The organism is Flagellimonas cixiensis (genome assembly GCF_042134615.1).
Classification (GTDB): domain Bacteria; phylum Bacteroidota; class Bacteroidia; order Flavobacteriales; family Flavobacteriaceae; genus Flagellimonas; species Flagellimonas cixiensis.
Window position 1 is genome coordinate 3063027 of record NZ_CP169639.1, and the last position, 26244, is coordinate 3089270.

The 26244-nt window shown below is 39.4% G+C and carries 28 protein-coding genes; 14 read left to right on the plus strand and 14 right to left on the minus strand.

What is annotated here, in order from left to right; genetic code table 11:
* The first annotated feature begins 1 nt into the window (after nt 1).
* The 4 genes from hisA to hisIE are packed head-to-tail and all read left to right on the plus strand — an operon-like array spanning nt 2 to nt 2604.
* The gene (gene hisA, locus ABT310_RS13580) at nt 2-733 is read left to right on the plus strand and encodes a 1-(5-phosphoribosyl)-5-[(5-phosphoribosylamino)methylideneamino]imidazole-4-carboxamide isomerase (RefSeq protein WP_375324427.1); all 732 of its coding nucleotides are present in this window, start codon (nt 2-4) and stop codon (nt 731-733) included.
* Nucleotides 726-1250 carry a DinB family protein gene (locus tag ABT310_RS13585; RefSeq protein ID WP_375324428.1) on the plus strand — a complete coding sequence of 175 codons (525 nt, stop codon included), beginning with the start codon at nt 726-728 and terminating at the stop codon, nt 1248-1250. The genes hisA and ABT310_RS13585 overlap by 8 nt, the downstream gene beginning before the upstream one ends.
* Nucleotides 1250-2005, plus strand: a complete 756-nt coding sequence (hisF, locus tag ABT310_RS13590) for an imidazole glycerol phosphate synthase subunit HisF (RefSeq protein ID WP_375324429.1) — start codon at nt 1250-1252, stop codon at nt 2003-2005. The genes ABT310_RS13585 and hisF overlap by 1 nt, the downstream gene beginning before the upstream one ends.
* Before the next feature lie 2 nt (nt 2006-2007).
* Complete coding sequence (gene hisIE, locus ABT310_RS13595; RefSeq protein ID WP_375324430.1) at nt 2008-2604, plus strand: bifunctional phosphoribosyl-AMP cyclohydrolase/phosphoribosyl-ATP diphosphatase HisIE; 597 nt, start codon at nt 2008-2010, stop codon at nt 2602-2604.
* A 13-nt stretch (nt 2605-2617) separates the two neighbouring features.
* Here hisIE and ABT310_RS13600 read toward each other — a convergent pair whose 3' ends face one another.
* From ABT310_RS13600 to ABT310_RS13620, 5 genes are all read right to left on the minus strand, one after another.
* The gene (locus ABT310_RS13600; RefSeq protein ID WP_375324431.1) at nt 2618-3340 is read right to left on the minus strand and encodes a head GIN domain-containing protein; all 723 of its coding nucleotides are present in this window, start codon (nt 3338-3340) and stop codon (nt 2618-2620) included.
* Between the two features lie 186 nt (nt 3341-3526).
* A complete protein-coding gene (locus ABT310_RS13605) occupies nt 3527-4192 on the minus strand; it encodes a hypothetical protein (protein WP_375324432.1) in 666 nt (221 codons plus the stop codon).
* A 75-nt stretch (nt 4193-4267) separates the two neighbouring features.
* The gene (locus ABT310_RS13610; protein WP_375324433.1) at nt 4268-5350 is read right to left on the minus strand and encodes a hypothetical protein; all 1083 of its coding nucleotides are present in this window, start codon (nt 5348-5350) and stop codon (nt 4268-4270) included.
* Nucleotides 5334-5870: a hypothetical protein gene (locus ABT310_RS13615; RefSeq protein WP_375324434.1), complete on the minus strand. Its 537-nt coding sequence runs from the start codon at nt 5868-5870 to the stop codon at nt 5334-5336. The genes ABT310_RS13610 and ABT310_RS13615 overlap by 17 nt, the downstream gene beginning before the upstream one ends.
* A complete protein-coding gene (locus ABT310_RS13620; protein ID WP_375324435.1) occupies nt 5870-6469 on the minus strand; it encodes an RNA polymerase sigma factor in 600 nt (199 codons plus the stop codon). The genes ABT310_RS13615 and ABT310_RS13620 overlap by 1 nt, the downstream gene beginning before the upstream one ends.
* A 116-nt stretch (nt 6470-6585) precedes the next feature.
* Between ABT310_RS13620 and ABT310_RS13625 the strand changes: the two genes are divergently transcribed.
* From ABT310_RS13625 to ABT310_RS13640, 4 genes are all read left to right on the plus strand, one after another.
* Nucleotides 6586-8991 (plus strand): carboxypeptidase-like regulatory domain-containing protein, encoded by a 2406-nt coding sequence (locus tag ABT310_RS13625; protein WP_375324436.1) that lies wholly within the window; start codon nt 6586-6588, stop codon nt 8989-8991.
* A 3-nt stretch (nt 8992-8994) separates the two neighbouring features.
* On the plus strand, nt 8995-9843 hold the full coding sequence (locus tag ABT310_RS13630; RefSeq protein ID WP_375324437.1) for a DUF4249 domain-containing protein: 849 nt from the start codon (nt 8995-8997) through the stop codon (nt 9841-9843).
* Between the two features lie 117 nt (nt 9844-9960).
* Entirely contained in the window at nt 9961-11124 is a 1164-nt protein-coding gene (locus ABT310_RS13635; protein ID WP_375324438.1) for a VWA domain-containing protein, read from the plus strand.
* Between the two features lie 8 nt (nt 11125-11132).
* Entirely contained in the window at nt 11133-12602 is a 1470-nt protein-coding gene (locus tag ABT310_RS13640) for a magnesium chelatase (protein WP_375324439.1), read from the plus strand.
* 1 nt (nt 12603) lies between these two features.
* Here ABT310_RS13640 and ABT310_RS13645 read toward each other — a convergent pair whose 3' ends face one another.
* The 3 genes from ABT310_RS13645 to epsC all read right to left on the minus strand — a co-directional run bounded on the left by ABT310_RS13645 (nt 12604) and on the right by epsC (nt 14906).
* Nucleotides 12604-13086: a hypothetical protein gene (locus ABT310_RS13645; protein WP_375324440.1), complete on the minus strand. Its 483-nt coding sequence runs from the start codon at nt 13084-13086 to the stop codon at nt 12604-12606.
* A 148-nt stretch (nt 13087-13234) separates the two neighbouring features.
* The gene (gene cysM, locus ABT310_RS13650; RefSeq protein ID WP_375324441.1) at nt 13235-14122 is read right to left on the minus strand and encodes a cysteine synthase CysM; all 888 of its coding nucleotides are present in this window, start codon (nt 14120-14122) and stop codon (nt 13235-13237) included.
* Nucleotides 14115-14906 (minus strand): serine O-acetyltransferase EpsC, encoded by a 792-nt coding sequence (gene epsC / locus ABT310_RS13655; protein WP_375324442.1) that lies wholly within the window; start codon nt 14904-14906, stop codon nt 14115-14117. Before epsC ends, cysM begins: the two co-directional genes overlap by 8 nt.
* 93 nt (nt 14907-14999) lie before the next feature.
* Between epsC and ABT310_RS13660 the strand changes: the two genes are divergently transcribed.
* Nucleotides 15000-15680, plus strand: coding sequence for a DUF2461 domain-containing protein (locus ABT310_RS13660; RefSeq protein ID WP_375324443.1), 681 nt, complete (start codon nt 15000-15002; stop codon nt 15678-15680).
* Here ABT310_RS13660 and ABT310_RS13665 read toward each other — a convergent pair.
* Entirely contained in the window at nt 15669-16085 is a 417-nt protein-coding gene (locus ABT310_RS13665; protein ID WP_375324444.1) for a glyoxalase, read from the minus strand. The genes ABT310_RS13660 and ABT310_RS13665 overlap by 12 nt on opposite strands.
* Before the next feature lie 308 nt (nt 16086-16393).
* Between ABT310_RS13665 and ABT310_RS13670 the strand changes: the two genes are divergently transcribed.
* Nucleotides 16394-16804, plus strand: coding sequence for an acyl-CoA thioesterase (locus ABT310_RS13670; protein ID WP_375324445.1), 411 nt, complete (start codon nt 16394-16396; stop codon nt 16802-16804).
* On the opposite strand, the gene ABT310_RS13675 is transcribed toward ABT310_RS13670, so the two are convergent.
* Entirely contained in the window at nt 16801-18084 is a 1284-nt protein-coding gene (locus ABT310_RS13675) for a dipeptidase (protein WP_375324446.1), read from the minus strand. The two genes, ABT310_RS13670 and ABT310_RS13675, sit on opposite strands and share 4 nt — an antisense overlap.
* Before the next feature lie 127 nt (nt 18085-18211).
* On the opposite strand from ABT310_RS13675, the gene ABT310_RS13680 reads away from it, so the two are divergent.
* Both ABT310_RS13680 and ABT310_RS13685 read left to right on the plus strand, forming a co-directional pair.
* Nucleotides 18212-18994 (plus strand): hypothetical protein, encoded by a 783-nt coding sequence (locus ABT310_RS13680; RefSeq protein WP_375324447.1) that lies wholly within the window; start codon nt 18212-18214, stop codon nt 18992-18994.
* Nucleotides 18995-19006: 12 nt separating this feature from the next.
* The gene (locus ABT310_RS13685; RefSeq protein ID WP_375324448.1) at nt 19007-19363 is read left to right on the plus strand and encodes a hypothetical protein; all 357 of its coding nucleotides are present in this window, start codon (nt 19007-19009) and stop codon (nt 19361-19363) included.
* Between the two features lie 409 nt (nt 19364-19772).
* On the opposite strand, the gene ABT310_RS13690 is transcribed toward ABT310_RS13685, so the two are convergent.
* Nucleotides 19773-20636, minus strand: a complete 864-nt coding sequence (locus ABT310_RS13690) for an RNA polymerase sigma factor RpoD/SigA (RefSeq protein ID WP_375324449.1) — start codon at nt 20634-20636, stop codon at nt 19773-19775.
* Nucleotides 20637-20883: 247 nt separating this feature from the next.
* Between ABT310_RS13690 and ABT310_RS13695 the strand changes: the two genes are divergently transcribed.
* Together ABT310_RS13695 and ABT310_RS13700 are read left to right on the plus strand one after the other, a co-directional pair.
* Nucleotides 20884-22395, plus strand: coding sequence for a DEAD/DEAH box helicase (locus tag ABT310_RS13695; protein ID WP_375324450.1), 1512 nt, complete (start codon nt 20884-20886; stop codon nt 22393-22395).
* Between the two features lie 156 nt (nt 22396-22551).
* Entirely contained in the window at nt 22552-23784 is a 1233-nt protein-coding gene (locus tag ABT310_RS13700) for a glycosyltransferase (protein WP_375324451.1), read from the plus strand.
* A gap of 2 nt (nt 23785-23786) precedes the next feature.
* Here the strand turns inward: ABT310_RS13700 and ABT310_RS13705 are convergent, their stop codons facing one another.
* The 3 genes from ABT310_RS13705 to ABT310_RS13715 form a co-directional block, all read right to left on the minus strand.
* Nucleotides 23787-24317, minus strand: a complete 531-nt coding sequence (locus ABT310_RS13705) for a YybH family protein (protein WP_375324452.1) — start codon at nt 24315-24317, stop codon at nt 23787-23789.
* A 152-nt stretch (nt 24318-24469) separates the two neighbouring features.
* A complete protein-coding gene (locus tag ABT310_RS13710; protein ID WP_375324453.1) occupies nt 24470-24820 on the minus strand; it encodes an amidohydrolase family protein in 351 nt (116 codons plus the stop codon).
* Nucleotides 24750-26150, minus strand: coding sequence for an amidohydrolase family protein (locus ABT310_RS13715; protein WP_375324454.1), 1401 nt, complete (start codon nt 26148-26150; stop codon nt 24750-24752). Before ABT310_RS13715 ends, ABT310_RS13710 begins: the two co-directional genes overlap by 71 nt.
* Nucleotides 26151-26244 lie beyond the last annotated feature (94 nt).

Below are 26244 nucleotides of genomic sequence, written 5' to 3' on the forward strand. Positions count from 1 at the left end.
TATGAGACTCATTCCGGCCATAGATATTATTGACGGAAAATGTGTTCGACTTTCTAAAGGCGATTACAGTACCAAAAAAGTCTATAACGAAAACCCGTTGGAGGTTGCAAAGGAGTTCGAGGCTCATGGTATTCAACATTTGCACTTGGTGGATTTAGATGGTGCAAAATCAAAACATATTGTCAACCATAAAGTTTTGGAATCCATAGCATCTAAAACTAGTCTTCAAATTGATTTTGGTGGCGGGTTAAAGTCCGATCAAGACTTGCACATAGCTTTTGAAAGTGGAGCGAAGCAAATTACAGGAGGAAGTATAGCTGTAAAAGACAGAGAGACCTTTTTGGGCTGGTTGTCTACTTATGGGGCTGATAAAATTATTTTGGGCGCAGATGCCAACAACGAGAAAGTGGCTGTTTCGGGCTGGCAAGAAGAATCGGATGTAAAACTCATTCCCTTTGTGCAGCAATATCAATCAGAAGGCATCCAATATGTGATTTGCACGGATATAAGCAAGGATGGCATGCTGCAAGGCCCAGCATTCCAGTTATACATAAAAATGCTGTCCCAAACCAAAAAAGGATTAAATTTAATTGCCAGTGGTGGAATCTCCACTTTTGACGAACTCCCCAAACTTGCTGAATTAGGTTGTGAAGGCACAATCATTGGCAAAGCCATTTATGAGGGCAAGATCAGTTTAAAGCAATTAGAACATTATATTCTAGAAAATGGATAAAGAAAAAGAACTCCAGGAAGAATTGGTTTGGAATGCCGGGTATCGAATGAAAGAAAGCCTTCGCATGATTAAAATTTGTTTGGATCAGTTATCCGAAGAACAGGTTTGGCAAAAACCCAATGAATCGAGCAATAGTATCGCCAATCTCATCCTTCATTTATGCGGAAACATTACCCAATACGGGATAGCTTCCATCCAAAATTTGGAAGATGAGCGTAAGCGGGATGAGGAGTTTTCCATCGATTCAGGTTTTACCAAAGCAGAGCTCATCAAAAAACTAGAGGATACCATTTCTGATGCCAAAAGAGCATTTTACGATGCTCCCCTGAATGAACTTTTGCGTAAAAGATATGTTCAAGGATTCAACTTTTCGGGTGTAGGTAATATTATCCATGTAACAGAACACCTTTCATATCATACCGGTCAAATTGCGCTTTACACCAAAATTTTGCAGAACAAAGATCTTGGGTTTTATGGAGACGTTGACCTAAATGTGAAGAATGAAACTAAAAATTAATGCTTACAAAAAGAATAATCCCCTGTCTCGATATTAAAAACGGAAGAACCGTTAAAGGAATCAATTTTGTGGACCTACGTGATGCAGGTGACCCTGTAGAACTAGCGTCTATTTATGCAAAAGAAGGTGCTGATGAATTGGTGTTCTTAGATATTTCAGCCACTGAGGAAAAACGGAAGACCTTGGCGGAATTGGTATATCATGTAGCCGAGACCATTAATATTCCATTTACCGTGGGAGGAGGAATTTCTTCCGTGGAGGATGTGGACATCCTCCTAAAAAATGGAGCAGATAAAGTTTCCATTAACTCTTCAGCAGTAAAAAGACCTGAATTAATCAATGAATTGGTGGCCAAATTCGGCTCGCAATGTATTGTCGTAGCCATTGATGCCAAACAAATAGACAATCATTGGAAAGTCCATTTGGTAGGAGGAAAGGTTCCTACAGAAATAGACCTTTTTGAATGGGCCAAAGAAGTAGAGCAGCGGGGAGCAGGCGAAATTTTATTCACTTCCATGGATCACGATGGCACTAAAAATGGCTTTGCCAATAAAGCTCTGGCCGAACTATCGGAGTTGGTCAACATTCCCATAATTGCTTCAGGGGGGGCGGGAAGCATTTCACATTTCACCGATACTTTTAAGGATGGCAAGGCGGATGCCGCCTTGGCTGCCAGCGTTTTTCATTTTAAGGAAATTGAAATCAACACACTCAAACAAGAATTAAAGGAAGAAGGAATTCCTGTAAGAATATAATAATGCAAATAGACTTCAATAAAAATTCAGACGGACTTGTACCGGCCATAATTCAAGATGCAACCACTAAAAATGTGTTGATGCTGGGCTATATGAACCAAGAAGCGTTTGAAAAAACCCAAGAAACCCAAAAAGTCACTTTTTTTAGCCGTTCCAAGCAGCGGCTATGGACCAAAGGCGAGGAAAGCGGAAACTTTTTAAATCTTGTTGATATGAAAGTGGATTGTGACAACGATACGCTTTTGATTAATGTAAATCCCGTTGGGCCGACCTGTCATAAAGGAACAGATACTTGTTGGGCCGAGGAGAATCTTCAAGAATATGGTTTTTTATCCACCTTGGAAGAAATCATCGCATCCAGAAAAAATGATCAGGATAATCCTGATAGTTATGTGGCCTCTTTATTCAGAAAAGGCATCAATAAGATTGCCCAAAAAGTAGGAGAGGAGGCTGTGGAAACCGTTATCGAAGCGAAAGATGACAATGAAGAACTTTTTTTGAACGAGAGTGCCGACCTGCTTTTCCATTATTTGATTTTATTGAAAGCAAAGAATTTCTCCCTTAAGGATGTGGTCAACATCTTGGAAAAGAGACACTGACCACAATAAGGCTTTAATCTTCTTTTATAATACTGGAAGATCCAGAGAGCTCACTTTTTAAGATGTTGGCACCCCCTTTATAATAAAAGGTACTGGCACCAGATGCTTTTATCGAAATGGTTTCTTCCACTGACAGAAAAGCTGTGCTCGCACCTGAAAGTACAATATCTAAATTTGAGGCGCTGAGTCCAAAATCCATTAGATCACTACTACCCGAAAGGTTGGCGTCCAAGGTTGAAACATTTCCAAGAATATTTGCGGACGAGGCACCTTCCATGTATATTTCCAAATGATCTGCAACTATTTCCCCATCAAAATCGGAAGCTCCGGAAACCTTAACCTCTCCTTCTTGCACATTCCATTCATTTTCTAATGTAAGTTTTGATGCGCCATCAAGCTGAAAAGAGGAAATGTTATTCGTAGTGATATAAACATTCATTACCGCCCCTCCTTTTACTGTAGTGTGGTTTTTTAATTGAATAACCAATACTCCTTCATTTTTTTCAACTATAATTTTTTCATGAAGATTATCATTGGCTGCAATTCGGATTTCTTCTTCGGTATCAGAAAAATTGACATAGGCATGGAACGCATCTGATATCTTTACTCCTTGATAGTTTCTAATGTTGTGGTACATAGAGGTCACCTCGCCATCCGCATAAATGACATCGTGGTCACAGGAAGTAAAAAGAGTCAATAGCCCCAAGGAAAGAACAATCTTAATTCTTGTTTTCATTTTGATTTGATTTTTGATTGATGTTGATGAATTTTAAAGAATTCTATAGATTAAAAAAAGGAATTGAAACCCATTTAAATTGAACAGCTGACCAGTCCCTTTCGTTATTTTTGGCAAATACCTGCTCATTTTTAGTATACACGCGCAAGGTATTTATCGGTGTGTGGTATTGATGGAAGTTTCGCATTAGTCCAGTTGATTTCTATATCGGTTTCGCCCCATATTAAAAACACCAAGTTTTACGCCTATTCCTGCAGAAAAGCCATTGATCCTATCAATGGGGCTTTGGGCCAATTCAATTTTACTGGACAATCTATACCGAACACCGGCCTCCAATTGAACAAATCTGGAAATGTTGAACAACACATTCATACCTGGTTCCAAAATAAAAAGGGCGTCAATATCATCGTCGTTAAGGTCGACGTTCTCATCCCTTACCACAGCATCATGGTCTACGTAACCCACTCCTCCACCACCAATTAAAATTGGAAAGGATAGGCTCACCCTGTTTTTGCCAAATAAAATAGGTTCCAGATGCAGGCCACCATATATGGCCACAATATCATCATTGTTGTTTGTTCGAGGGTTAAATATGTTCTGTTCAGAATAGAGCACGTTGGCCATAAAACCTACTTCGAATTGTCGGTTTGCCACATAGGCTACCTTTAACCCTCCAATATAGGCCTCTTCATTTTCAATTTCGCCAAAGTAGGTGGACAGGCCAAGATAGACTCCATGTACCACATTTTTACGGTCGTTAAACGTTATGTACTCACCTTCGTTATCTTGGGTAAAGCCCAATATACCCATCAACATAAAAAGAATGGGGAGTGTTGTTTTTTGATTGATCATTTGTATGGATTTTCTAATTTGATTCTTATTAAAGACAAGGTGTTTTTAAAAAGGTTGCACTGATTCATTTTTTTTTTAATCGTTCAATGTCACAATTCCCTTTTTCCCATTAATCACAATACTACCTTGCTTTTCCTTTCCATAGGTAGCATCGATTTTACGGAGCCTGCGTCCTTTGTCCAACATTTCTGAGTTTACATTCTCAAAAGATTTCGGTAAGCGTACCACTCCCTCTTCCAAGGTAGCTGAGAATCGGTGTGAAAAATTGGAAACCATAATGGTGATATCAGCCGATTCTTGATCTATAACTATTTTAGCGGTTGGGTCGGTGATTTTGTAGACCCTAAAATCTACAATTTTCATTTTCATATCCACCTCGTTCATCAATTGCTCCAGCTTTAGCGTGGTGAAATCCAATTTACCAAACAAAGTACCTACTTCAATCACAGAAACATTGTCCTTATTGGAATACACTTCCAATGAATTTACAGAATGGATGCTGATGTCGGAACCATCACTTTTCAATCGTAAACTTTTGGAATTATTCATGTCTAGTTCACCATTTTTTAGATCTATATCGGCGTAATTCATATCCTTGGCTTTTAACTTTCCATATTTTAAATTAATGGTCGCCTTATTAAGATTTTCCCCTATCCACAGATCACCATGTTCAATCATCGCGGTCAAGGGTCCATTAAAGTTTTCAAGTACCACATCCCCGAAGCGGTTGGTAACCTTTAATCCTGCATTTATGGGTAAATACACTTGATAATCAATCTGAATATGGCTACGGTCAAAATCCAATGGGTTGTTCTTATTGAAAAAATCGGCAAACCAGCCCGTGTTTTTGTTGGATATTTCTGAAACAATGGAAATATATTCGTCACTGGATTTTATTTCTGGATGGATTCGCTCCAATAAGCTTTCGGCATTTTCTTTTTTACGATGGTTAACGGTTATTGAAATGGTAACGGCCACTTTGTTCTGGTTCCATCCTTTTAGGGTGACATTACCGTATTTGTTTTCCAACTGAAGTTCGCCTGTGGCTGTAAGCGACAAGCTCTTCTCTATGGTCTTATACACTTTCTCTTGCGATCTTCCTATGGTAGAAAACAGCAACAAGACAATCCATAGTGTTTTTTTACAATGTATACTCATAATCATCATCCAGTTTTTTAGAATCGTTCAACTGCCGTAATAAATTCTCAATGAGTTCAATACGCTTTTTGTAATTGCCTACAATGGCCTCCAGCACTTGTTCATTATCCAAGTTCTTTTTCATTTCTTGCTTTAACACCAAGTATTCAGCATCGAGTTCATCCATAAAAGACAAAAACTCAGCTTTATTTTCTTCGGATAGACTTGGATTCTTCTTGACCAATTGAACTTGATAGGATACCAAGTCTTTATAATACATGTCTATTTCCATCAGTTCTTTGGACACAAACTGTGCATCCATATCAGGCTCAGAGAAGGTTAATCCAATGAATGCGGCAATACCCATCAACAGTACAATGGAAGCGGCAATTCGCAACATGGGTTTTCGCCATAGTGGGATAACCTTGGTTTCTTCCTTGCGTAGTTCTTCTGAGATTTTAGACCACATTTTGGCCTTATCAGCCTTATGTTCATCAAATTGGTCCGCATTATTTCTAATATGTCTTTCAAAATTGTCCATTACAATTCATTGATGATTTCCAATAATTTTTTTTTGGCCCTATGGTATTGCGATTTTGAGGTACTGGTGGAGATACCCAGTATTTCACCAATTTCCACATGGTCAAATCCTTCAATCAAATACAGGTTTATAATTTCCCGATAACCATCAGGAAGTTGGGCAATACCTTTTTTTACTTTTTCAACATCGGTGGCCTCCGCTTCAATGGGTTCTTCATCCGCTAGGTGAAATTCATGGGCATCCATGGGTATCACCGAAAGCCTTTTGGCCTTTAAATAATTGATGCTTTTATTAATTACGATCCGCTTAAGCCATGCGCCAAAACTGCTTTCATACTTAAAGCTGTCAAGATTCTTGAACGCATCCACAAAACTTTCCTGTACAATATCCTCTGCATCCTCCGAATTGCCTAAAAACCGTAACCCAACATTGAACATGGCATCTACATAGTAGGCATACAGTTCGTATTGCGAACTGGTATTACCTGCTTTGCATTGATCCACTATGGATTTATGCGTAAAACGGATATCTCTTTCCAAATGGTCTAGGTTGATGCCTTCTTTGATGCTAAAGACAAGCACAAATGTAAAGGGTTGCACGGTTGAGCAAAAAACTTATAAAATTCTTCACAAAAAATATATTCGTGCAACCCTTCATTTTTAAAGCTGTCTATGGTTGTAAACTTAAAAACATACCATTATTAAAACATCAAAAAATGAACAGAAGATCACAATTGCCCAAAATAACAAGAAGTACCCTTTGGTTGTTATGGATGTTTTTTTGGGGCTGTGTATTGGCTACCGGTCAAGACAGCTACACCATAAGCGGAACTATTACAGACAAAAGCAATGGGGAAACCCTTTTTGGGGCTTCGGTCCTCTTGGAGGGAACAACGATTGGCGGAACAACAAATGAATATGGTTTTTACTCCATTACTGCCCCTGCGGGGGAATACAACCTTAGGATTTATTACATGGGATATAATGAGGTAGCTATAAAAATCAATCTTATCCAAGACCTTAAGAATGATATTGAAATCTCTGAATACTCCACCGAACTGAATGAAGTTATTGTTACGGCAGAAGAACCTGAACAAGCCATTCTTCGGAAACCAGAGATGAGCGTGGCAAAAATGAACATGGAAACTGTAAAACAAATGCCTGTAGTCCTAGGTGAATTGGATGTTTTGAAATCGCTTCAAATGTTACCCGGTGTTACCAATAATGGAGAGGGGACTGGGGGCTTTCACGTTCGGGGTGGGGCACAGGACCAGAATTTGGTACTGCTCGATGAGGCCATTATTTACAACACTTCCCATATGTTTGGATTCTTTTCGGTATTCAACGCCGACGCCATCAAAGATGTAAAGCTTTATAAAGGGGGCATTCCAGCGCGTTTTGGTGGCAGGGTTTCATCGGTATTGGATATTCGCCAAAAGGATGGGAACAATAAAAACTTTGCACTTACAGGTGGGATTGGGATCATTTCGAGCAGACTCACTGCCGAAGGTCCAATTTTTGGCGAGAATGGATCTTTTTTGATTGCAGGAAGACGTTCCTATATTGATTTGTTGCTGAAAGCCGCTGGTGATGAAAACAGTGTTGGGTTTTACGACTTGAACCTTAAGGCCAATTATAGCGTTGACCGCAATAACAAACTTTTTTTGAGTGGATATTTTGGTCGAGATGCCTTTAAATTTGGCAATAGCTTTGACAGTAGTTATGGCAATGCATCAGGCAACCTTCGTTGGAATCATATTTTTAATGAACGCTTGTTTTCAAATCTTTCGCTGATCCTAAGTCAATATGATTACGACTTGGAGTTTGCACAAGACGAATTTGAATGGGTCTCATCCATCAATAACTACAACATTAAATACGATTTCAAACAGTATTTGAATGATGCATTTAACTTGGATTTTGGCATCAATGCAATTTATTATGAGTTTGACCCAGGTGAAGTAAATCCAACTGCTGATACCTCACCAGTAAACACATTGAAATTAGATCAAAAAAGAGCCCTGGAAAGCAGTGTTTATCTAAATGCAGAACACAAACTTTCCACAGACATAACCTTGCAATATGGTTTTAGGTATAGTTCCTTTTCCCGTTTGGGTGGCCAACCTATATCCGAATATGCAAACGATCAGCCCGTGGTATACAATCCCATTTTGGGGATTTATGAGCGTGGTGAGGTTATAGGGGAACAAGATTATGCAAAAAAAGAGGTGATTCGTTCTTTCGGTAATTTGGAGCCCAGAGTTTCATTGGCATATCTTCTCAACGAAAACTCCTCCATAAAAGCTGGATATTCTAGAACAGCACAGTACATTCATCTATTATCAAATACATCATCGGTGACCCCATTGGATGTTTGGACGCCCAGTGGCACTTATATAAAGCCACAATTGTCCAATCAATATGCCTTGGGATATTTCCGCAATTTTTTGGACAAAATCTTTTCCTTGGAAATTGAAACGTACTACAAACAAGTGGACAACAGGATTGATTATATAGATGGGTCTGATTTAATTGGTCAAAACACCATAGAAACCGAAATATTGAACGGAGAGATGCGTGCTTATGGTCTAGAATTGTTGCTTAGAAAGAACGAGGGTGATTTTACAGGATGGATTGCCTACACACTTTCCAAATCCGAACAAGGAACCCTTGGTGGTAGAGCAGGTGGAAAAGGAATCAATAATGGAGATTGGTACAGTTCGGCTTTTGACCGAACCCATGACATCTCCATTACCAGTGCCTATCGTTTAGATGATCGATGGAGCTTTGGTGCCAATTTGGTGTTTCAATCGGGAAGACCGGTTACTTATCCCAATGGCCAATATGTTTATGAGGGTCTTTCCATAGCCAGTTACGCCCCCAGAAATTCCGACCGTTTGCCAGCTTATCATAGAATGGACGTTTCCCTGAACTTCAAGCCCAGAAAATATAGGGACAAACGTTTTAAAGGAGAATGGGTGCTCAGCTTATATAATCTTTACAATCGGAAAAATGCAGCTTCCATATCCTTTGGTCAAAATTTGGAGACAGGGGCAAATCAGGCCACACGTACAGCCATCTTTGGCATTGTTCCATCCATTACCTACAATTTTAAATTCTAGAATATGAAAACAGTTAAAACATTAGTATTTGCGCTGATCATCACCAGACTTGCCTCTTGTGAGGATATTGTCGATGTAGATGTACAAGAAGGTGCTATTCGATTGGTAGTTGAAGCTTCCTTGGATTGGGAAAAAGGAACGGAAGGCAGCCAACAGACCATTAGGTTAAGTGAGTCCACGCCCTTTTATGAAACCAAAGCCAATACCAAGGTCCAAGGTGCTGCAGTAGTGGTGTCCAACACTTCTACCGGTGAAGAATACTTCTTTGAGGACCAAGGGAATGGAGAATACCTTTCCACGAGCTTTAAACCCATATTGGGACAATCTTATACTTTAAGAATTGAATCCAAGGGAGAAATATACACCGCAACGGAAACCATGACCCCTGTAACGGATATCACCCATATTTATCAAGACCGTGAGGATGGTTTTGATGAAGATGAATTGGAGATCCACATCGAATTTACCGACCCAGAGGAAGAGGGCAATAATTACCTATTTAAATTTCAACGAGAAGGTGATTTATTGCCTGCCTTGGAAGTTGGCGAGGATAGATTTTTAAATGGAAATGAGATTGATTGGTGGTACGAAATAGAATCGGATGAAAATGGGAACATCGAACCGTTTAAACCAGGTGATTTGTTGCATATTGAGATGTATGGAATTTCAAGAGCCTATTATGATTACATAAACATTGTTGCCTCACAATTGGGCGGCACGGGCCTTTTTGAATCTATTCCGATAACCGTAAAAGGTAATTGTATCAACGAGACCAATCCAGATAATTATGCCTATGGATACTTCAGACTTAGCCAAGTGGTAAAGGCAAGTTATATCTTTATTGAAGATTAGTTTAGGTGGGTTGATGCCCAGGCGTTGGGTTTCTAGGGCCCAACGCTTTTTTCGTCCTTTGCGTTAAGGTTTTTTTAAAGCCATAGTCATTACAGCATTTTACCTTACATTTATGTAATGGCTATGAATACAAGAAAAGGGTTTCGTTTTACCAATTACGAAGCACCCGAACAAACCCCATTCGAAAAACTCTTCGAGATTTTTCAGGAGCTCATTACCCACACTTCGGGTGATGTGGAGGAGGCCTTGGATTGGCTCCGTCAGTTAGATCAAGAATATCAGCTTACCGACGAAGATTATACCATCGATGATTTTATTGAGGATTTAAAGGACAAGGGATATATCCGTGAGGAATTTGATATAGATGCCGCCCAAGGCGGCGAAGGTGAAGAGGGTGATGAAAATGGTGGGGGAGGAATCCTTTCCATAACATCAAAATTGGAGCGCATGCTCCGCCAACGAGCCTTGGACCAAATCTTCGGAAAAATAAAGCGTAGTGGTTCAGGCAATCACAAAACCGGGAAATCCGGAAAAGGGGATGAGCATACAGGTGAATTCAGGGAATACCGTTTTGGAGATTCTTTGGAACATATTAGTATGACAGAAAGCCTCAAAAATGCCCAAGTGAACCACGGATTGGATAATTTTTCACTTAGCGAGGAGGATTTGGTGGTGGAGGACACGCAATACAAAGCCCAAATGAGTACGGTATTGATGATAGACATCAGTCACAGTATGATTTTGTATGGTGAGGACCGAATCACCCCTGCTAAAAAAGTGGCAATGGCTCTTGCAGAGCTGATTACCACCCGTTATCCAAAAGATACCTTGGACATCTTGGTATTTGGAAATGATGCCTGGCCTATTCCTATTAAAGATTTACCCTATTTAAAGGTAGGGCCCTACCACACCAATACGGTTGCGGGATTACAGCTGGCTATGGATATGCTCAGAAGAAAACGGAACACCAACAAACAGATTTTCATGATCACTGATGGAAAGCCATCTTGTTTGCGACTTCCGAACGGTGATTATTATAAAAACAGTGTAGGATTGGACGACTATATTGTTGAAAAATGCTATGCCATGGCCCAGCAGGCCAGAAAACTCCATATTCCCATAACTACCTTTATGATTGCAGAAGATCCTTATCTAATGCAATTTGTGCGCGAATTCACAAAGGCGAACAAGGGCAAGGCATTTTATACGGGCCTAAAAGGTTTGGGAGAAATGATTTTTGAAGATTACGAGCAAAATAGAAAAAGAAGAATTAAAGGATAAACCAACATATGAATTTGGATCATACCAAGATTACAACGCTGGGTGAACTTAAATCAGCCGGCTATAAAAGTAAAAGCATCAAGGATGAACTTCGTGAGAACCTATTAGAAAAGATAGCTAAGAAAGAACAGGTTTTTGAAGGCGTTTGGGGTTACGAAAACTCCGTTATTCCAGAATTGGAAAGAGCTATTCTATCCCGTCACAATATCAATTTATTGGGATTGAGAGGTCAGGCAAAAACACGATTGGCTCGCTTGATGGTGCAATTATTGGATGAGTGGATGCCCATTGTTGAAGGTTCTGAAATTCATGATGACCCGTTGGACCCAATTTCAAGATATGCGACGGAACTCATTAAAGAAAAAAGAGATGAAACACCAGTAAGCTGGGTGCATAGGAGTGAGCGTTTTTATGAAAAATTAGCCACTCCTGATGTTACGGTAGCAGATTTGATTGGTGATGTGGACCCAATTAAGGCAGCCAATCTAAAGCTTTCCTATGCTGATGACCGTGTGATTCATTTTGGAATGATACCACGCGCCAACCGTTGTATTTTTGTAATCAATGAGCTGCCTGACCTTCAAGCAAGAATTCAAGTAGCCTTATTTAATATACTGCAAGAGGGCGACATACAGATTAGAGGATTTAAACTTCGCTTACATCTAGACATTCAATTTGTTTTTACAGCTAACCCTGAAGATTATACCAATAGAGGAAGTATAGTAACGCCTTTAAAGGATAGAATCGGTTCGCAGATTTTGACCCATTATCCTGAGAGTATCGAGATTGCCAAGCAAATTACAAAACAAGAAGCTAAACTAGACAAACGTCAATCAGATAAAATTTATGTTCCAGAAATTGCCATGGATGTTTTGGAGCAAATCAGTTTTGAAGCTAGAGAAAGTGAATTTGTAGATGCAAAAAGTGGAGTAAGTGCACGAATGAGCATCACCGCTTTTGAAAATTTATTGAGTACAGCAGAGCGTAGAGCCATTATTTCGGGAAATCATAAAACTTCGGTTCGTTTAAGCGATTTTATGGGAGTTGTTCCTGCGATTACAGGAAAAATTGAATTGGTATACGAAGGTGAACAAGAAGGCGCTGGCTTTGTAGCCGAAACTTTGATAGAAGAAGCGGTTAAATCACTGTTCCCAAGCTATTTTCCAAAAATTGAAAAATTACAACGCAGAGAAGAAGAAACCCAATACGATGAGCTGGTCGCTTGGTTTTTTGAAGGAGAGGGTTTTGACTTACTGGACGATGATACTGATGAGGAATATAAATCTAAACTGGACTCAATTGGCCCTCTAAATAATTTAATCAAGGAGTTTCAACCTAAAGTAATCAAGGAAGATTCTTATTTCTTAAAAGAATTATTGCTTTGGGGGCTAGTGGCACATAATAAACTCAGTAAACACCGCTTTGAACAGGGGTTACAATTTAAAGATTTGTACGGCAACTATATTAGGGGTTTATAATTCACTGCCAGATGTTCAATTTGCTGTTGTAGTTATCAAAATTGTATACGCCAATCATTTTTTTGCGCAACCAAAAGGTGTACAACGTCATTATAGGCAGAATGCTGAATAGTATCAAATTTAGAGTGGCCATAGGTTTAAAAGTGGATGGAATTATTTGGTCTTGGTATATTTGAGCTGAATTCAATATTTGAAGGCTCTCATAAATTTTGAAGCCATACACGAATAAAATCAGATATAGTACATATTCTACATTACGCATTTTCGGGTCAGGAAGTTCATCTTCGCGAATTTTGAACCAAACCACATACAGATACAAAAGATGCACTACCGCTAAAGTTGAAAAAATGTAATTATCCACTTTCAAGAAGTAAAATTGATTGGTATGAATTCCATAAAAATCCAATACCATTAAGGTAAGTAGCACTAAAATACTCGCAATGAGGTTACGTTTCCAGGTAATGATTTTTGAAATTGTATTCATATCAAAATTGATTTGGGTTTCAAATTTGATATAAAGTAAGTTCCAAATAAGAATTCAAATTAAATCCTATCGATAAATCGCCAAGTATTGAGGATGATAAGAATAATTGGATAAAACAGGAGAGAATTTAATAATTTACTTCCTTCTATCAATCGTCGAAAAGATCCGATGAAAGATATCGGTCTCCGCGATCACAAACTATGGAAACAATGGTTCCGCTTTCCAATTTTTCCGCAAGACGAAATGCTACGGTGGCGGCCCCACCACTGCTCATCCCAGAAAATATACCCTCCTCTTTGGCTAATTTTTTAGCCATAATCACAGCATCTTCTTCACTAACCTCCATTACCGTATCAACCTTTTTGGGGTTAAATATCTTTGGAAGGTACTCTTGAGGCCATTTTCGTATACCCGGTATCTTGGAATCATCCGTTGGTTGAACCCCAATAATTTGAATATCAGAATTCTGTTCTTTTAAAAATGTAGACGTACCCATAATGGTTCCCGTGGTTCCCATACTTGATACAAAATGAGTGACCTCACCATTGGTGTCACGCCAAATTTCAGGTCCTGTGGTTTTATAATGCGCCTGCCAATTGTCATTGTTCGCAAACTGGTTCATCATAATAAACCCTTCGTTCACCACTTTGGCCTCGGCATAATCACGGGCGCCTTCAATTCCAACATCGGCCGGTGTAAGGGTAACTTTTGCTCCATAGGCACGCATGGTCTGCACCCTTTCCTTGGTTGAGTTTTCGGGCATTACCAATTCAATATCCAACCCAAAAAGGCTGGCAACCATGGCCAAGCCAATCCCTGTATTACCACTAGTTGCTTCAATAAGTTTTGAATCTTTGGTGAAGTCTCCTCGTTCCAAGCCACTTTTGATCATGTTATAGGCAGGACGGTCTTTAACGCTGCCGCCCGGGTTATTTCCTTCTAACTTAAATAGAACTTTTACGTTGGGATTTGGATTAAGGACTTTGGATTCGACCAAAGGGGTGTTTCCGATTAAATCGAGTATGCTTTTAGACATTGGGTGCTGTCTTGATTTTAATTTCTGGGGTGTGATATACTTTTGAATTTGGGGGTACGGATGCCGTTATCCAAGCGTTACCTCCGATAACAGAGTTGGCACCCACCACAGTCTCGCCACCTAAAATAGTAGCATTGGCATAAATGGTCACATTATTTTCAATAGTTGGATGTCTTTTGGTTTTCTCCAGGTTTTTGGCCACATAGAGTGCGCCAAGAGTAACCCCTTGATAGATTTTTACATTATCATGGATTACAGCAGTTTCTCCAATAACAACTCCTGTCGCATGATCTATAAAAAATGATTTTCCAATTTTTGCTCCAGGATTAATATCCACACCTGTTTGACGGTGAGCATATTCTGTCATTAATCTCGGAATTAATGGAACTGCTGCCAAATAGAGTTCGTGCGCCAATCTGTAAATGGAAATGGCGTAAAAACCAGGATATGCCATGTATATTTCTTGAATGGATAAGGATGCAGGATCACAATTTAAAATGGCCTCGGCGTCCAGATTCAATTTCTCCAAAATCTCAGGCAGTTTAGAAATATAAAGGTTCCAAAGTTCGTCACTTGGCCTCTCCAACTCCATGCATGCCATATCCATGAGGTTGTTGAACTTCTTCTCCAACATCTCCAAATTCACACCTACAGGGGTGTTGGCATCAAAAAGGGTATAAAAAAGGGTATTGGTAAACTCCTCTGTTTCTTGCTTTAGCCTAAAATCCAGATAAGGCATTTTTTTGTGCCTGTTGAGTTCGGCTATAATTTTATCTTTATCCATACTGCCTTTTATTGTCTTAAATTTAGACAAATCCTTACCATGCACGCATATAAAAGGGTAACTTTAGAGTAAAAATAACATATCATCAATCAAATGACATCCAAAATCACAATTTCAAAAGACGTTTTTGACTTTTTGTCAGAACTACGATTAAATAACAACAAAGAGTGGTTTGAAGCGAACAAACCCACCTTCAAAACACATGAAAAGTCTGTAAAAGGCTTTTTTGAATCCGTCAAAGAGGGACTAGAACACCACGATGAGATTGAAAAAATGAAAATGTTCCGAATTTACAGGGATGTTCGATTCTCTAAAGATAAAACCCCATATAAAAGTCATTTAGCAGCATCCTTTTCAAGATTGGGAGCACATTTACGAGGCGGATATTACGTGCATTTAAGTCCAGGGGATTCTATGATCGCAACAGGGTTTTGGGCTCCTAACAAGGAGGATTTGATGCGAATTCGGAAGGAATTGGAAATGGATGCCAATGAATTCAGGGCCGTAATTGGACACAAAAACCTGAAAAATATTTGGGGAGACCTAGAAGGGGAGGAGGTAAAGACGGCTCCAAAAGGATTTGATAAAACCCACCCCGATATTGACCTCATTAAAAAGAAACAATTTGTGTTTATCCGAAAATTCTCAGACAAAGAAGTACTGTCAGACACCTTTTTGGATGAAGTAAACACTTCTTTTAAGGTGATTCGACCTTATTTTGATTTGATGAGCGATATTCTTACCACCAATTTGAACGGAGAATCAATCCTGTAAAAGGACTTCTTCTTTCTCAAATAACTGAATTTGGTCCTTTAACCGTTCCACCACAAGGTTCATCATTCTCTTGTTCAAAGCAGATGAATTGTTAATGTATTCCCGATATTCTTCTACGGTAAACTGACCAATGATCATTCCCTTAAGGGAATTCCTAAACTTGATGTCTTTTTGGATGGCTCGTTCAATGTATTCCATCTTTTTTTCCAAAGGAAGTCCGTAAAAAACACCTTTATGCTTGTTGGCATAATTCTTAAATGCTTCGACCAACAAAAGGTTTTGAAGTTTTATTACAGGGCGTAAGGTTTGGTTCTGAAAACGTTCATCAAATCCCATTTGATTGTTGAAATGGGCCTTTAAAATATCTGGACGGATGTCGACCAGACGCTTGGATCTTGGGTCCATGGTTTCAAGTTTTACTAAAATTACATAATCCATTTCCTGTGCCTTTTCACAAATACGATAGTTGTTAACGATGTTATGAACAGGTTGAAATTCCCTAAACTCTTAGATTAATTAAAAAACGGACAGCAGTAAAATGCAACCGTTTTTTTCATTGAATTTTAAATTCAGGGCAATTAAAATTGTTTACTCCTTACTCACTGATTATGAAATGTTCTAAATTGATAATTATACAAATTTAGTAGGGTAAAGAGCTAACAAGCTAAGGGTGTTTAAAGTAACTTTGCCCCTAAATATAAAATAGTTTCACTATGCGATTTCACACAAGAAAATGGGTAAAGCCCGAGGACTTGAACGCCAATGGAACACTTTTTGGCGGGAAAGTACTTGCCTGGATAGATGAAGAGGCTGTGCTTTATAGCATTATTCAGCTTGAAAATAAAAAGGTCGTCACCAAATATATGTCCGAAATCAATTTTATGAGTACCGCCACGGAAGGCGATGTCATTGAAATTGGTATCGATGTGATAAAATTCGGGGTCACCTCAATTTCCCTCAATTGCGAGGTAAGAAACAAGATGACCCACGAAAGTATTGTTACCGTAGACAATATTATTATGGTGAACTTGGATGACAAAGGGAACCCCAAAGCCCACGGAAAAACAAAAATTGAATACGTAAAAGATCGTTTGGCAAAAAAGGAAAAGGAAGAAAATTCCTAGTTCAACGTTTTGGCCACGGCCTGAACTTCGTCAAGAACTCGTAATAGGTTACCTCCCCAAAGTTTGGCAATTTCTTCTTCAGTATACCCTCTTTTTACCAATTCCAAGGTAACATTAAAGGTTTCTGAAGCATCGGACCAACCTTCGATTCCGCCGCCTCCATCAAAATCGGAGCTGATACCTACATGGTCAATTCCGATTAATTTTACCATATAGTCGATATGGTCCACAAAATCGGAAACATTGACTGCTGGTGGGGCATTGGGGTCTTTGGCCGCCAAATCTTTGGCCATACCCTGTACTTTTCTGTAGTTGGCAAAGAATGTTTCTCTTTGTTCTGGTGTTAAAGTAGAAAATTGGGAACGCTCATACCATTCAATACCTAAAGAATCGGCTACTTTTTTGCTGATTTCACTAACATAGGCCGAACGAGCATCATTCTTTTCTGTGTTCAAATAAGAACTGAAGGCAACTGTTTGAACCACCCCACCATTTTCTTTCATCAATAACAATTGCTCATCGTCCAAGTTACGGCTATGTCCGCACAAAGCTCTAGCTGAAGAGTGGGATGCGATAATTGGGGCTTTGGTCAACTCTATCATTTGCTTCATTGCTTCTTTGGAAGGGTGCGAAACATCGATCATAATTCCAACACGGTTCATTTCGGCAACTGCTTGTTTTCCCAATTCGCTCAAGCCATTGTGCATCCAAATACTGTCTTTTTCTCCGGTGTTTGAATCACTGAACTGGCTATGGCCGTTGTGTGCCAAGGAAATATAGCGGGCTCCACGTTTTTGGTATTCCTCAATTTTGGAAAGGTCTTCCCCAATGGGGTAAGCGTTCTCCACACCGATCATGGCTACTTTTTTTCCCGAAGCTACAATTCTTCGGACATCATCGGAAGTCAATGCCAATTCTATCTGATCGGGAGCGATCTCCTCGCACAATTTATGAATGGCCTCAAATTTAGAAATTGCATTTTCAGACGCTTTGGCATAGCCTTCAGTGGTCAACGTATCCTGACCAGTGTACACAATAAACCAAGCCACATCCAAGCCGCCTTCGTTCATTTTTGGCAGGTTCACCTGCGTATCCAAACGCTGGGTGTAGTTGATGCTGTCTGTAAAATTTTGCACATTGATGTCGTCATGTGTATCAATGGTAATCACAGAATCATGGATTCGTTGTGCTTTTTCTTCCAAAGTTTCGGTTTTTTCTGGTTTTTTCTCCCCACAAGAAGCTAGTAGGGCAATACTAAATAGTAGATAAAAATGTTTCATGTTAGGTTGTTTATACATACAAATAAAACAATTTGACAACAAAATAGCGTAGGTACAGAACAATAAATTGTAATCCCTCAATTAATTGGAGATTTTTAGAAGGATTAACCATTTTTTAAAACATATTTTGGGGACGCGAGAATTACTTACCTATCTAGAAAAGCTAGAAATCGGATTAAGCTCATTTTCTTACGAAGAATTGGGCGTTGTGGAGGCCGGTGAACTGAAAAAATCGTTTGAGTTGTTCAAACACGGTTTGGAAAGCAAGGTTTTTGGGATTTCAGAAATGGAACAATTAGAGAAGATTTATCAAAAAGTAGGCATTCAAAGTACGTATACGGCTCCTTTTACCCCTGCGGCACAAGACCGTTGTATTTGTTTGCTCAAAGCTTTGGAAAAAACCCGCTTAAGCGAGGAGCAAACCGAAATTGTAAACGAGTTAAAGAAAATAGCTCAAAATATACCAACCACTTCCGACCAGAACAACATGAATCCCCCAAAGAATTTCACATCGAATTTTCAATTTATAGAAAGAACATTGGAATCTGACTATACATCCAACAAGATTAACCTAAAACCCGTACTCGAAGATTGTATGGGGCGCATGGAGCTTATGGAGGAGTTGGTGAAGGTGTTCAAGCAAAATATCTTGGAGTTTGTTGGCAGTGCCAAAATACACCTAATGAACCGAAATTTTGAGGCCCTGGACCAAGCTTGCCAGAAAGTAGTTCCGAGTCTTCAAATGATGAAAATTAAAAGCCTCTTGGAAATTACAGAGCAAATTTCCCGACTCTGTAAAACCGATAACGACATGAAGCACCACGCTTTTCTTTATGATCAATTCCTTCAGGAATATCCGATTGTGGAGGAGCAGGTAGATTTTGAAATGGAAGTGTTCAGAACTATGTAAAAATCAAACACCATGGCCGAAAACGAATTACCCGAATACCTGCAAAGCATTTTTCATCCTTTGTTCCATCATTGTACCGACGTGGAATGTCAATTAATGTTATTGGAAGAAATGTTGGAAGTAGGGGATAAGAAAGAAATTCCTTTTCTGGCCGAGTTGGAATCGCATGCGAATCCCAAAATTAGCAACAAAGCCTTTCAAATTAAAAATGAGCTTCAATCCAAATTAGGATTGATGACCAATACCGAGCGTAGAAGATTGCCAATGAGTCTTTGCTTCATCTATGATGAATTCAATATTAGACCTAGCAAAGTAGACCCAGAATTGGATTTTGAAGTGGAACTGGACATTTTGCAAATGGAAGACTAACTGAGTTTTCACAACTTTTGTCAACCATTTCACCACAAAATGTTGTTTTCATATAATCTTTAAAATAGATTCACGTTATACCTAAGACCCGAACTTAATACCAATAACGAACTATGTTGTACGACACCTACGGAGAAGAATACTTGGCTTTTTTACAAGAACTCAACGAGATATTGACCATAAACCAACTTGCCGAACTTGATTATTTATAGATAAACACCCCAAATGTTATCCCATGAAAAATTACAACCAAGAAAACAGCGCTTACTTGAATTTTATTCGAGATTTAAATGAACTGCTCACCGATTTTGAAATCAGCTTATTGAGCAAACCTTGATGTTTAAGTAGTATATCATGGAAAAGGGGATGTTAAAAAACATCCCCTTTTCTATTTTTGGTTGATTTGGACTTAGCCCAAATACGATTTTAAAATTTTACTTTTAGAAGTGTGTCGCAACTTTCTAATAGCTTTTTCCCTTATTTGACGTACCCTCTCGCGCGTAAGATCAAAAGTAGTTCCGATTTCCTCCAAGGTCATGGAAGGCTGGTCTCCGATACCATAATACAAACGAACCACATCAGCCTCTCTTGGTGAAAGGGTATCCAATGCTCTGTTAATTTCAGTATTTAAGGATTGATGCATCAAACCTTTATCTGGTTTTGGAGAATCGCCAGCGTTGAGCACATCATATAAATTGGAAGTTTCACCTTCTTTTAAAGGCGCATCCATGGAAACATGTCTACCCGTATTCTTTAGGGATTGTTTCACTTCAGAAACGGTCATATCCAATTCTTTGGCAATCTCTTCAGGTGATGGTGGACGTTCGTGAGCCTGTTCTAAATAAGAAAAGGTCTTTTTGATTTTGTTGATGGAACCAATCTTGTTCAATGGAAGTCGAACCACCCTGGATTGCTCCGCTAAGGCCTGAAGAATCGATTGTCGAATCCACCAAACCGCATAGGAGATAAACTTAAATCCACGGGTTTCATCAAAACGTTTGGCCGCTTTTACCAATCCCACATTTCCTTCATTGATCAAATCTGGTAATTTTAAACCTTGGTTTTGGTATTGTTTTGCCACAGAAACCACAAACCTAAGATTGGCATTCGTCAATTTTTCCAAGGCAACCTGATCACCAGCCCTAATCCGTTGTGCCAACTCAACTTCTTCCTGCGCAGTAATCAAATCAATTTTACTGATGTCCTGCAGGTATTTGTCAAGGGATTTGGATTCGCGGTTCGTGACCTGTTTGATAATTTTAAGCTGCCTCATGCTGAAGTATGGTTTTTTTGTAAGTGTTATAAGCTATCATTATACGTCATATTCGCCTTATTTCCAAGCCTAAAATGTTATTGTTATCAAAATGTTATGAGTATTCCTGTCGATTTGGACAAAAAATTACCTCAAAACAAATTGTTGATAGTATATTGATAGAAAAGCATAAATACAATTGGGCTCACGCCCAAAAAACTCCTAATTTTGTAGGGTTTTTTATTGAAGAACCCATAATCCATATCCTTTGGAGGTAAACAAAAAGATCAAGAAGAAGAAATTATACGATTATCAGGAAGAAGATTTGAATAAAATCTTTAACCAACTGGAAAAACTTCCCGCGGGCACCAATATATTGTATCAGTTGCCCACTGGTGGAGGTAAAACCGTGGTGTTTTCCGAAATCACACGACGTTTTATTGAACAGACTGGTAAAAAGGTGATGGTGCTTACCCACCGAATCGAATTGAGTAAGCAGACCTCCAAAATGCTACATGGGTTCGGGGTGGCCAATAAGGTCATTAACAGTGAAGTTAAAGAATTGCAGGACCAGGATGACTACATGTGCTTTGTGGCCATGGTGGAAACCTTGAACAACCGTTTGCAGGAAGAAAAGGTAAAAATTAACAACATTGGCTTGGTAATCATTGATGAGGCACACTATAATTCTTTTAGAAAACTTTTTAAATACTTCGAAGATTCAACCATACTTGGGGTTACAGCTACACCATTGAGCTCCAACATTAAACTCCCCATGAAGGACAATTACAAGCACCTGATTATTGGAGAATCCATTAAATCGCTGATTGATAAAGAGTTTTTGGCAAAGGCCAACCTTTACAACTACGATGTAAGTCTTCGTACCTTAAAATTGGGAATCAATGGGGATTACACCGTTAAATCTTCCGATGAGTTTTACAGCAACCATAGCATGTTGGGCAAATTGCTCACCGCATACGAGGAAATTGCTAAAGGCACCAAAACGCTTATTTTCAATAATGGGATCAATACCTCCCTTTATGTATACGAAACCTTCAAAAAGGCAGGGTACAATGTCCGTCATTTGGACAACAAGAATACAGCGACCGAACGTAAGGATATTTTGGAATGGTTTGCCAACACCCCAGATGCCATTTTAACCTCCGTAAGTATTCTCACTACGGGCTTCGATGAGCCAACAGTTGAATCAATAATTTTGAATCGAGCCACACGTTCGCTAACCCTTTATTTTCAGATGATTGGACGGGGTTCTCGTGTACTGCCGAACAAAAATGAGTTCAATGTTATTGATCTAGGGAACAATTTGGCTCGATTTGGTCCTTGGGATGCCCCGATTGACTGGCAAGAAATTTTTCATTTTCCTGATTTTTATCTGGAGAACATTAAAAATGACGAGGAAATTGAGCGCGACTTTGTTTACGAAATGCCGGATGACCTACGAGCCAAGTTCAGCAAGTCCGACAATATTACTTTTAATGTAAAAGAGGAGTATAAAAAGATATTTGCCCAAGGAAAAAAATCCAAGGAAGTGCTGGAGCGAAGCATTGAACAGCATGCACAAATTTGTGTGGAAAACAGTGAAGATGTATTCGATGCACGAATTTTGGCCAAGGAACTTAAAGATGAAATACAATATCGGGTAAAACAATATTCGTATTGCATAATGAACAACACCAAGAATTATAAAGAGTGGCTGGAAGAGGATTATGAGCGAAAATTGCGCTCCAGTATCTCCAAAAAATTCGCGGCCAGAATGTAGCCTAGGATTGTTCGAGTACTTAATTTCTAGAATATTGAATTGATATTGTGCCTAGTTGAAGGGAATCTTTGAAAAAGTTGGATTAATTATATGCTTAAATTTTGAACTTGTATTTGCATTTCAACTTTCAAATTACAACTTCGTACTTTTACCCCCATGTCACTTAAGCTCCTAGTCATCGGATATGTTTGGCCCGAACCTACAACCACGGCAGCAGGATGTCGGATGCAACAGTTATTGGAGGCATTTTTATCCTTTGGATATCAAATTACGTTTGCTAGTACTGCCAGTAAAACGGAATACAGTTTAGATTTACAAGAAATGGGCATTTTGGAAACCTCCATCCAGCTCAACCATTCCAGCTTTGATGATTTTATTCAAGAATTACAACCTGATGTGGTGGTGTTCGACCGTTTTATGCTGGAAGAGCAATTCGGATGGCGAGTGGCTGAATTTGCTCCCAACTCTCTCCGAATTCTAAATACCGAAGACCTTCACGCCTTGCGTAAGGCCAGGGAAGAGGCTCACAAGACAAACATCCCATTTGAATTGGGGCAATGGAAAAACCACCCCATGACCTTAAGGGAAGTGGCCAGTATTTATCGTTGTGATCTAAGTTTGATGATTTCGACCTTCGAAATGGAAATTTTACAGCAAGAGCTCAATGTTCCCTCAAACTTGCTAATGCATTTACCATTTATGGTAGATACCTCCGTCGTAACCCATCCTCCATTCAAAGAAAGAGTCGGTTTTGTGAGCATCGGAAATGGTAAACATGCTCCTAATGTGGATGCCATAAAAGTATTGAAAAATGAAATTTGGCCACGAATCCTCAAGCAACTTCCAAATGCAAAAATTCAAATTTATGGTGCCTACTTACCCCAACAAGTCAACGAAATGCATAACCCGAAAATAGGTTTTTACATGGAAGGATGGGCAGAAAATATAAAAACGGTTTTGGGAAATGCCAAGGTATTATTGGCCCCAATCCAATTTGGCGCTGGAATAAAAGGTAAGTTATTGAATGCCATGCAAACGGGAACACCTACCGTAACCACCAGCCTTGGCGCCGAGGGCATGCGTTTTGACCAACCTTGGAACGGAATCGTCACGGACGATTGGGACAATTTTTCACAAGCCGCAATTGCATTGTACCAGAACCAAGAAAAATGGGAAAACGCACAAAAACAGGGTGTTCAACTGCTCCAATCGTTTTACAATAAAGAACGATTTGAATTCCAGTTTAACAAACGCCTGCAAACCTTAAGTAAAGGTTTAAGCACTCATCGCAACCAAAATTTTATAGGCAAAATGCTACATTCCCAAACTATGGCCAGTACCAAATACATGGCCAAGTGGATTGAAGAGAAGCACAAGAAAAAACCATAAAATTATTCTGGAATCGAATCCATGACGGGCATGGGCAATGGAATCTCACTGACGGGAGCGTCCCAAACAATTTTCCAATCCCCATCAATTTTTTCCCAAAGCACTACGTAATTTCCTTTGTCGTTCATTGGTGGAATGGGGGAGTTATCATTCGGAGTGAAAATCACTGTATATTTACCCCATTCAGTGGCCAAGTTGCCCGAAGCTTTTACTTCTTGTGTCTCGAGATTAAAATCCCATTTCCCAAATTGTAAATTCTGGGTCCAACCTGCTTTATAACCTTCAATCCCCACCAATGGCGGCATGTTTGGTGGCATCTGAATACTATTGGAAGCAAATATAGATGCGAGAGAATCCACATTACCCGCTAAATACCAAGCCTCTGCTTTGGCATTTTTGGCATCTATGATTTGTTTTATTTGTTCGGAATACTCAGGTCCGGCAAGTATTTCTTGTTTTTGGGGTTCTTGACAGCTTTGAAATCCAACCAATAGGAGAGTCGCCAATAAGGTAATAGAAAGTAATCTTTTCATAATTATCAAGTTTAGTGTTTATTATAAAGATATATAATTTTGATTTTAAGTGATTTAGAAGGTGATTACGACTATTTAACACTCGTCTTTAAACGACTTGATAGCATATTTGAATATTAACCCATTATACATTAATCAAATTATAACGGTTCTTATTTTTTGTAACCGGGACCACGCACCACTTGACCAGGAAATGCCCCTGTGTGTTCACCGTCTTTCAACACTTGTGTGCCATTAACAAAAACATGCAAAACCCCTTCGGAGTATTGGTGGGGGTCTTCAAAGGTGGCTTTGTCTGTAATAGTTTCTGGATCAAACAACACCACATCGGCATAGTTTCCTTCCGTGAGACTGCCTCTTTTCTTAATTTTAAGATGGGATGCTGGTAATTTTGATAGTTTATGAACAGCTTCTTCCAAAGAAATCACTTTTTCATCCCGCACGTATTTGCCCAATAATCGAGCTACATTCCCATAGGTTCTTGGGTGGGTACTCGATTTCAAGAACACCCCCCTCAGTTGACGGAGAACCTCCATCAGAGCCAAAACTCATCCACGGCAAGGCAATTTGTTTTTTTACATTTTCTTCGGACATTAAAAAATAGATGGTTCCTACCCGACTTCCATCTTGCACCACCAAATCCATAGCGGTTTCTTCGGGAGATGTACCTCTCATCTGGGCTACTTCCTCCAATGTTTTTCCGGTTAAATACTTTAAAGAATCCGCCTTAAAACCTACTAACAAAATTTTGCTTGGGTCGCCTGCGGCCATCATCAAACTTTCCCATTCGTTGGTCGGCGTGGTCATTTCTTTGACCAATTGTTCACGAATTTCTGGGTCTTGTAACCGTTCTGCCCATTTATCGTAACCACCTTCTTGCACCCATGGTGGCATTGAGGCATCTAGACCGGTAGCTCCTGCTACATAATTGTACATGTTGGCACTAACATTAAGACCTGCGGCATTTGCTGAATCCACTTTGGCCACCACGTCATCAAATTTGTCCCAATTTTCCTTTCCACTTTGTTTTAGATGATAGATTTCGGCCCGAATACCCGCTTCATCTGCAATGCGGATCAACTCGTCCAAGCTTTCCAGTAAACTGGAACCTTCACTGCGCATGTGGCTAATGTACATGCCGTCATATTCGGCGGCTACTTTACAAAGTTCTATCAATTCTTCGGTACTGGAATAAAAAGCAGGTGCATAAATCAATGAAGAACCTACGCCTAAAGCTCCATCTTCCATAGCTTCTTTGACCAATAATTTCATGGTATCCAGTTCTTGTGGGGTGGGTGCGCGATTTTCATAACCTACGGTATAAATTCTTAGGGTAGTGGCACCAACAAATGAAGCAACATTAGGCGAAATTCCCTTAGTGGTAAGGTATTCCAAATACTCACTCAAACTATTCCATTTTATGTCATATTGGATATCTCCTTGACTATCTTTCTCTTCCTTCTTCATGGATTCATTCAAGGGCCCCATGGACCATCCTTCCCCAAAAACCTCTAGGGTTACACCTTGTTTAATATCGGCCATGGAACGTCCATCTTCTATCAAGGTTTCGGTGGCCCAACTCAGCATATTGATAAAGCCAGGCGCAACGGCCAATCCTACGGCATCAATTTCTCGTGTGCCAGTCGCATCTCCCAAATCGCCAACAGCTGCAATGGTATCCGCATTAATGCCAACATCGCCAACATAGGAAGGTTGACCCGAACCATCGACAATGGTGCCGTTTTTAATGAGAATATCAAAATTCTGGGTTTGCGAACAACTCGCAAAAATGAAAATGAAAGCAAATAATTTAAAGAAGTGGTTGGGTTTCATGGTACGGTTTTTTTAGTGAGATTACCAATTTAAACCAATTCCTCCTCTAAATCAAGGTTTTAATTCCTTACCAAACCTTTTATTCGGACTATTT